Origin of the sequence: Protofrankia sp. Cj5, assembly GCF_917627405.1 — a bacterium.
Classification (GTDB): Bacteria; Actinomycetota; Actinomycetes; order Frankiales; family Frankiaceae; genus Protofrankia.
In genome coordinates, this window is record NZ_CAKJTO010000165.1 from 1 (window position 1) to 7,401 (window position 7,401).

At 66.7% G+C, this 7,401-nt stretch carries 6 protein-coding genes; all 6 read right to left on the minus strand.

Features of this window, described 5'->3' with window-relative positions; genetic code table 11:
- Positions 1 to 449: 449 nt before the first annotated feature.
- Complete coding sequence (locus MJ777_RS21525) at positions 450 to 2,078, minus strand: long-chain fatty acid--CoA ligase (RefSeq protein WP_239348162.1); 1,629 nt, start codon at positions 2,076 to 2,078, stop codon at positions 450 to 452.
- 109 nt (positions 2,079 to 2,187) lie between these two features.
- Positions 2,188 to 3,477, minus strand: a complete 1,290-nt coding sequence (locus MJ777_RS21530) for an ABC transporter substrate-binding protein (RefSeq protein ID WP_239348163.1) — start codon at positions 3,475 to 3,477, stop codon at positions 2,188 to 2,190.
- 69 nt (positions 3,478 to 3,546) lie between these two features.
- Positions 3,547 to 4,725 (minus strand): branched-chain amino acid ABC transporter permease, encoded by a 1,179-nt coding sequence (locus tag MJ777_RS21535; protein ID WP_239377616.1) that lies wholly within the window; start codon positions 4,723 to 4,725, stop codon positions 3,547 to 3,549.
- Entirely contained in the window at positions 4,718 to 5,614 is an 897-nt protein-coding gene (locus tag MJ777_RS21540; protein WP_239313437.1) for a branched-chain amino acid ABC transporter permease, read from the minus strand. Before MJ777_RS21540 ends, MJ777_RS21535 begins: the two co-directional genes overlap by 8 nt.
- Positions 5,611 to 6,423 (minus strand): ABC transporter ATP-binding protein, encoded by an 813-nt coding sequence (locus MJ777_RS21545; RefSeq protein ID WP_239348165.1) that lies wholly within the window; start codon positions 6,421 to 6,423, stop codon positions 5,611 to 5,613. The genes MJ777_RS21540 and MJ777_RS21545 overlap by 4 nt, the downstream gene beginning before the upstream one ends.
- Positions 6,420 to 7,223 (minus strand): ABC transporter ATP-binding protein, encoded by an 804-nt coding sequence (locus MJ777_RS21550; protein ID WP_239377617.1) that lies wholly within the window; start codon positions 7,221 to 7,223, stop codon positions 6,420 to 6,422. Before MJ777_RS21550 ends, MJ777_RS21545 begins: the two co-directional genes overlap by 4 nt.
- Between the last annotated feature and the right edge of the window lie 178 nt (positions 7,224 to 7,401).

Sequence of the window (7,401 nt, forward strand, 5' to 3'; positions counted from 1 at the left end):
GTGTCTCCGGCACCTGTGTCCACGGCGTCCCGCGCAAGGCGGGTCCACCGACCGACACATCCAATGGACGGATCTCCGCAAGTCGTTCCCCGGTCACAAGGGTCATCTCGCTCCTCCTACTGGCCAATCGCCTGACGTCGAAACCGACCCCCGTCCCCCCGTCCTCCTGCCACCCGCCCCCCGGCAGCCCATACCGCTGACGCTGTCATCAGTCGGATAATTCTGCATACATCGCTTAATCAGTAGGAAACCATACGCCAGTAGATTATCACCACAACCGTGCGCCCCGCCAGCTTCGGCCCCCTTTCGACGGCGACGATGCAAACACGAGCAAGGACCCGTATGGCAACCCACGGCGATTCCACGACAGCACCGTGAAATCATATTACTGAATCAAACGATCAACGATCCTCCCTGGAACCGCGCCACCCGCGGTTCCAGGGAGCGCCCTATCGCAACTGCTGAATATCGAGAACGCCACCGGCGTGCTGCTGCCGCAGAACCTTCTTGTCGAACTTGCCGACCGAGGTCTTGGGTACTTCGGTGAGGAACGACCAGTGGTCGGGCAGCTGCCATCTGGGCAGTTTAGCGGCAAGGTAGTCGCGTAGCTCAGTGGGTGAGACCTGCTGCCCCTCGCTGACCACGATGGTCGCCAGCGGGCGTTCTCCCCAGCGTTCGTCGGGTATCCCGATGACGGCGGCCTCGTATACAGCCGGGTGGGACATGAGGTGGTTCTCCAGGTCAACCGAGGAGATCCATTCTCCGCCGGACTTGATGACGTCTTTGGTCCGGTCAGTAAGGGTGAGGTAACCGTCCGGCGTAATGATGCCAACATCGCCGGTGCGTAGCCAACCGTCCGGGAACTTGTCCTGGTCGTTGTCGCGGTAGTACCGAGCGGTGATCCACGGGCCACGGACGTGCAGTTCACCGGCGCTGCGCCCGTCATTGGGCAGAACGGACCCGTTGGGACCGACCAGGCGCGCCTCGACAGGGCCGACGAATCGGCCCTGGCTGATCCGGTAGCGCCAGCTCTCGGCCAGGTCGGCGGAGGCGGGAGGGCGCGCCACACTACCCAGCGGCGACGTCTCGGTCATCCCCCAGGCGTGCAGGAGGGTGATGCCATAACGTTCCTGGTAGTCCCGCATGAGCGACTCCGCGCAGGCCGACCCGCCGACCATCCCCTCCTGGAGGGATGAGATATCGGCATCGGGATGAGCGTCCACATACTGGAGCAACGTCCGCCATACAGCCGGGACACCGGCAGCCTTGTTCGGCCGTGCGGCGGCGATGAACGCGGCGAGCGGTTCCGCGGCGAGAAACCGGTCCGGCATCGCCAGCGATGCGCCGGTCAGAAAGGCCGCGTATGGCAATCCCCAGGCCAGGACGTGAAACTGCGGAACGATGGCGAGCATACAGTCGCGCGCCGACAGGCCGAACGTATCGGGAAATGTTATCGCCATGGCGTGCAGGTAGATCGACCGATGGCTGTAGACGACACCTTTCGGGTCACCGGTCGTGCCCGAGGTGTAGCACATCGCCGCGGCTTGATGCTCGGCCGTATCCGGCCATGGATAACTGTCAGGCTGACTGTCAATCAACTGCTGGTAATCGTGTACCGCGATACCGGTGCCGTCGAGTAGCGTATGGTCGGCGCTGCCGCTGACCACCACGTGCTCCACCGTCCGCATCTCTGGCACCAGCCGGGCGAAGGCCGGCAGCAACGACGCGTCGACAATGACCACCTTGTCCTCGGCGTGGTTGGCGACGTAGCGGATCTGTTCCTCGGCCAGCCGGAAATTCAGCGGATGCAGGACCGCTCCCATGCACGGGACGGCGAAGTACGCCTCGACGTGTTCCTGGTTGTTCCACATGAAGGTCGCGACCCGGTCATCCGCTCGCACCCCGAGCGCACGCAGCGCATGCGCCAACCGGGCGGCATTCGCGCCGACCTCGCGATAACTGCCCCGACGAACCTCACCCAACGTGGCCGTACTTACACAACTTGCACTATGCAACGAACTGCCGTGCTCGAGGAGACGGCGGATCTCTAGCGGGGTGTCCTGCATCGTGCTGTGCATGCATTGCTCCTTTCGTTGCTGATCGAAGCCACTCCACGCGCAGGTGGCCGCGGAGTGGCTTCGATCAGCGAGGATTCCGGGTGGCTGTGGATGCCGTTCCGGCCCGCGCTCAGCCGGTCGGCTGGTAGCTGCTCGCAAGCGGGGTAGCGAACAGGTCCTGTATCTGGGTCAGCCCACCGGCGGCGGCAGAGTCCGGGCGGGCCAGGTAGATCTGCCGGGCTGGCGTCCGTCCGCTCTTGCTGTAGTCCAAGGGCGCAACCAGCCCATCGGTCTGGACGTTCGCGAGGCTCTGGAACGCGGTGAGAAGACCGGGCCGGGTCAGCGTGTTGGCGCGGCAGGCGGTATCGAGGATCCGTGCCATGATCTCACCTTGCGCGTACCCGTACATAACGTACGACGACTTCGGCTGACCCGCGTACTTGGCCTCGAACGCACTGCGGACCTGGGACGGCCCGGGTGCGGTGGACGAGAACGGAGCGGTGGAGGTCGCTACGAGCAGCCTCTTCTCCAGCGCGGCCCCAGCCGCCGTGTTAAGCAGCTGTGGGCTGAAGGCTGGGTTGGAGGCGAGAAAGGCGGGGGTGAACTTGGCGGCTTCAGCAACCCCGACCGCGGACGCGGTCTGCGGCGGGGTGGTGGTGAGCAGGACCGCTTTGACATCCGCGCTACGCAACGCTGTGATTTGGCCGGTCAGATCGGTGTCGGTCGCCTTGACCTTCTGCTCGACGAGCTGCAGGCCCAGCGCCTTGGCCGCCGCCCGGCTCCCGGCCACAGCGTTCTCGCCATAGTCGCCTTCGACGAAGATGTGGCCGATCTTGTCACCCGTGGCGAGACGCTTCTGCTGGAGCAGCCACTCGATCCCGTTAATCATTTCAATGTCGTATGTCGTCCCGGAAATCACCACATACGGATTGCTGAGCAGCGCCGACGACCAGGACGCGGCCATGGTCAGCATCTGATTGCTCTGGAGGCTGGGAAGCAGCGCGGCGATCTCTGGCGAGCCGAGCAACTCGTCGAGCGCAAGGACCTCGCCCTCCATCTGGCTGTACGCGGTGACCGCCTTCTGGGGGTTGTACCCATGGTCCTTGACAACGAACTGGACCTGCCGGCCGCAGATCCCGCCGGCGGCGTTCTTCTTGTCCCAGTACAGCAGCCGTCCCTGCTCCGCGGCTATGCCAGCACCGGCGAACGGTCCGGTCCGGTCGGTGAGGACACCCAGTTTGATCACTTTGTCGGTGACGCCCGGGCCGACGGCGACCCCGCCGGCCGCTCCAGGCGCGCCGTTCGTGTCGGCGTTCTTCTTGGTTGCGCAGCCCGCGGCCAGCACGGTGATGGCGAGCACGCCCACCATCGCTGCCAGCGCGGCTCCGCGAGAACGGGACGGTGCGTATAACCAGGACATACGACCCTCTTTCAGGGGTGGGATGGACTGTCGAGGGTGACTCAGGAGCATGGACTTGCCGAGAGTGGCTCAGGAGCGACGCGCGCGAACGAGGGCTCGGTCCGCGCCACGGCGTAAGCGCCGGCCCACCGCGGTGACACCGCCGGGCTCGAACAGCAGAAGAATGATCACTGTTGTACCGAAAGTCAGCTGGGCGGCCACGGCGGGGCTGATGACTCCCGGCGAGCCCTCGGGAGCGAGTCCGGGCAGGGCGGCGGCGTACCGGTCAAGGACGGCCGGCAGGCCGGTGACAAAGAGGGCACCGGCCACCGCGCCCGCGGGCGAGCCGAGCCCGCCGATAACCACTATCACCAGGTACTGCACGGCCAGGTCAAGCCCAAAGGTGTCCGGGACGATCCGGCCGAATGCCAGGGCGGTCAGGACGCCGCCGAGGCCGGCGTACATCGACGAGAGCGCGAACGCGTACGCCTTGTAGCGGGTCACCGGCACGCCCATGATCCCGGCCATCAGTTCCCGGTCACGAACCGCGCGAAGGGAGCGTCCTGGCCGGCTATGGATCAGGTTACGGGCGCAGAGGTACGCCGCGACGGTGACCGCCAGGCCGAGGTACCACAGTTTCTCCTCGCGGCCGAACGGCACGCCGAATACGTACAGCGTCTCCTGGGAGCTGGTGTCGAACCGAAAACCCGGCAGCGCGAAGGCGGGCACGCCCCTGCCGTTGGAGGCGCCGGTCAGCGTCTCGGCGTTGAACAGTATGTGCTGCCCGACGAAGACCAGGCCGAGGGAGGCGATCCCGAGATAGATCCCGCGCAGCCGGGCCGCGATCGGGCTGAACAGCAGCCCGGCCACACCGGCCAGCAGCACCGCGGCGATGGCCGCGACGGCTGGTGGCAGCGCGAGGCCGAGACGGTGGCCGGCACCGGCGGTGCTGGGGCGGCTGGCGAGAACGGTGTAGCCGTAGGCGCCGACCGCGACGAAGAAGGGATGCCCGAACGACAGCTGGCCGGCCTGGCCGAGAAGGAGGGTGAGGCCGAGCGCCGCGACGGTGCTGGCGAAGGCGAACAGACCAAGCTGCAGCCAGAACCTGTCGGCATACAGCGGGATCGCCAGCGCGACGAGCACAGCCGCGAGCACGGCCACGATTGTGACGGGACGGCGCGGGTTTGGCCGCGATGCGGCCACGGCCGACCGTGCGGGGGCGACGGGCGCCGAATCGGCGACACCGAGGGCGCTACGCGAGTCAGGCACGGTGCAGCTCCTGCGTGCCGAACAGGCCGGACGGCCGAACCAGCAGCACCGCGACCATGACCGCGTAGGGCATGACGGTGTCGAAGCCCTGCCCGAGGAAGGTCAGGTCGTGGGCGTAACCCTGGGTCAGCACCTCGGCAACACCCACAATCAGGCCGCCCGCTATGGCGCCACCGGTGGAGTCGAGGCCACCGATGATCGCCGCGGGAAAGGCCCGCAGCGCCGCCGCCGCGCTCGCCGGAGCCACACCAGACGTCGGGTAGACGGTCAGGAACAGGCCGGCGACCGCCGCGAGGGCTCCAGCGAGCGTCCAGGCGAGCGCCGACACACGGGCGCGCCGGATGCCCATCAGCGCGGCCGTCTCCGGATCGTCGGCAACGGCACGCATGGCGATTCCCCAGATGGAGAACTTGAACCAGACGAAGAAGGCACCGATCAGCGCAACTCCGACGACGAGAGCCGCGGCCCGGGTCTGCGGGATGTGCACGCCGGCCACCGTCAGGACCCGGGCTCCCCATGGATCACGCATGGGGAGAATATCGACGCCGAGCCTTCGAATGATCTCCGTTTGGATGACCAGGTTGACCCCTATGGTCATGACGCTCACCGTGATGGCGGACCTGCTGGCCATCGGGTACACAAGCAGCCGCTGGACGACGAGCGCGGCGACCGCGGCAAGGCCGACCCCGGCGAGAATGGCGACCACGAACGGTACGTGACCGTCGGCGGCCAGCCTGGCCGTCGTGTAAGCGCCGATCATCAGCAGGGCCGGGTGGGCGAAGTTGACCACGCCACTAGCCTTGAACACCATAACGAAACCAAGTGCTAACAAAGCGTATACCGCGCCGAGTGAAAGCCCACTGACGATCAGCTCGAGAAACAGTCTCACGATCCTTCTCCTGGGGAGTCGCTGTCGTCAGTGCCGAGGTAGGCGTCCTGCACCGCGGGGTCGTGCTGGATCTCCGCCGGGGTGCCGTCAGCGAGACGCTTGCCGAAGTCGAGCACGGTCACCCGGTCAGCGATGCCCATCACCAGGCCCATGTCGTGCTCGACCAGCAGCACCGGGATCTGGAGGTCATCACGGATGTCACGGATGAGGCGCCCCATGGCCGCCGTCTCATGGGCGTTCATACCGGCGGCCGGTTCGTCGAGCAGCAGCAGAGCGGGCTCGACGCACAGGGCTCGAGCGATCTCCACCCGTTTCTGGTCGCCGTAGGACAGCTCCCCGGCTGCGACGTCGAGCTTGTCGCCAAGGCCGAGGAAGCCGGCGATCTCCCGCACGCGGATCCGGTGCCGCCGGTCCTCCCGGCGTGCCGGCGGGGTCCTCAAAGCGGCCGCGACGAACCCGGTTCGGGTGAGACGGTGCCGGCCGATCATGAGGTTCTCCTCGACCGGCTCGGACGCCAGCAGCGCGATGTTCTGGAATGTCCGGGCGACGCCCAGCCTGGCGATCCGGTGCGGCCGCAGGCGGGTCAGGTCCGCTCCGCGGAAACGCACGCTTCCGCAAGCGGGCCGGTAAGCCCCGGACACGACGTTGAACAACGTCGACTTCCCCGCGCCGTTCGGCCCGATCACGGCGTGGATCGCCGCCGCGCCGACCGTGAACGACACGCCGTCGAGCGCGGTGACGCCGGCAAACCGGACGGTGACCGCGTCCACGACCAGCTCCGCTTCAGTGGCGGTGGACCGGGCGCTCATCCCTGCCACCTGCCCAACCGTGGCCGGCTTGTGCTGGCGACCAGCTCATGCTCAACCGCCACTTCGGTGTCACGCGCCAGGTACAGGTCGCGGACGGTGTCGTCGGCTGCCAGTTCGGCGGCGGAGCCGGACAGCCGGACCTCACCGGTGGCGAGCACGAAAGCGTGGGTGGCCACCGACAACGCCATCGCCGCGTTCTGCTCGACCAGCAACACCGTCGTGCCACGGGCGTTGATCTCTCGAATCACCCGCCCGATCTGACCTACGATCTTCGGCGCCAGTCCCAGCGACGGCTCGTCGAGCAGGAGCAGCCGCGGGCCGGCCATCAACGCGCGTCCGATCGCCAGCATCTGCTGCTGACCACCGGACAACAGGCCGGCACGCTGGTCACGGCGGTCGTAGAGAATGGGGAACAGCTCGTGGACAAACAGCCGCGCTTTCGCGCTGGCCTGACGATCTCGGACGGTGAACCCGCCGATGCGAAGATTCTCACCGACAGTGAGTCGCTCGAAGATCCGGCGACCCTCCGGCGCCTGCACAATCCCGGCGGCCACGATCGCCGCGGCAGACTTCCCCACCAGGCTGCGGCCGTCGAAATCGACTGTCCCGTTGCTGATGGAACCGCCGTACTCACCGATGGCCCCCGACACAGCCCGTAACAGGGTGGTCTTGCCGGCACCGTTACTACCCAGTACGGCCACTACCGCACCGGCCGGTACCTCCAGTGAGATGCGTCGCAGCCCGAGGATCGCGCCTCGATAGTTCACCTGGAGGTCACGTACTCTCAGCATCAACGCCATTTCTTTCTCAGCGATGGCCGTCGCGAATGTGCGGCCGATGGGATCTGGATCATGCTCCGGACAGTCGGCGTCCACTAGCTCCAAACGGAGAGTCTCGGTAAAGAGGTCTCCACGCGGAGACGGCGCGCCCGGCCAGACCCGTATTCCGCGCATTACCCTCCTTGACCCTCCGCGTCTC

Bases quoted from the DNA above. Each gene is read 5' to 3' on its own strand.
- MJ777_RS21525 (WP_239348162.1), bottom strand. From the start codon at position 2,078: ATGCACAGCACGATGCAGGACACCCCGCTAGAGATCCGCCGTCTCCTC.
- MJ777_RS21530 (WP_239348163.1), bottom strand. From the start codon at position 3,477: ATGTCCTGGTTATACGCACCGTCCCGTTCTCGCGGAGCCGCGCTGGCA.
- MJ777_RS21550 (WP_239377617.1), bottom strand. From the start codon at position 7,223: ATGGCGTTGATGCTGAGAGTACGTGACCTCCAGGTGAACTATCGAGGC.
- MJ777_RS21545 (WP_239348165.1), bottom strand. From the start codon at position 6,423: ATGAGCGCCCGGTCCACCGCCACTGAAGCGGAGCTGGTCGTGGACGCG.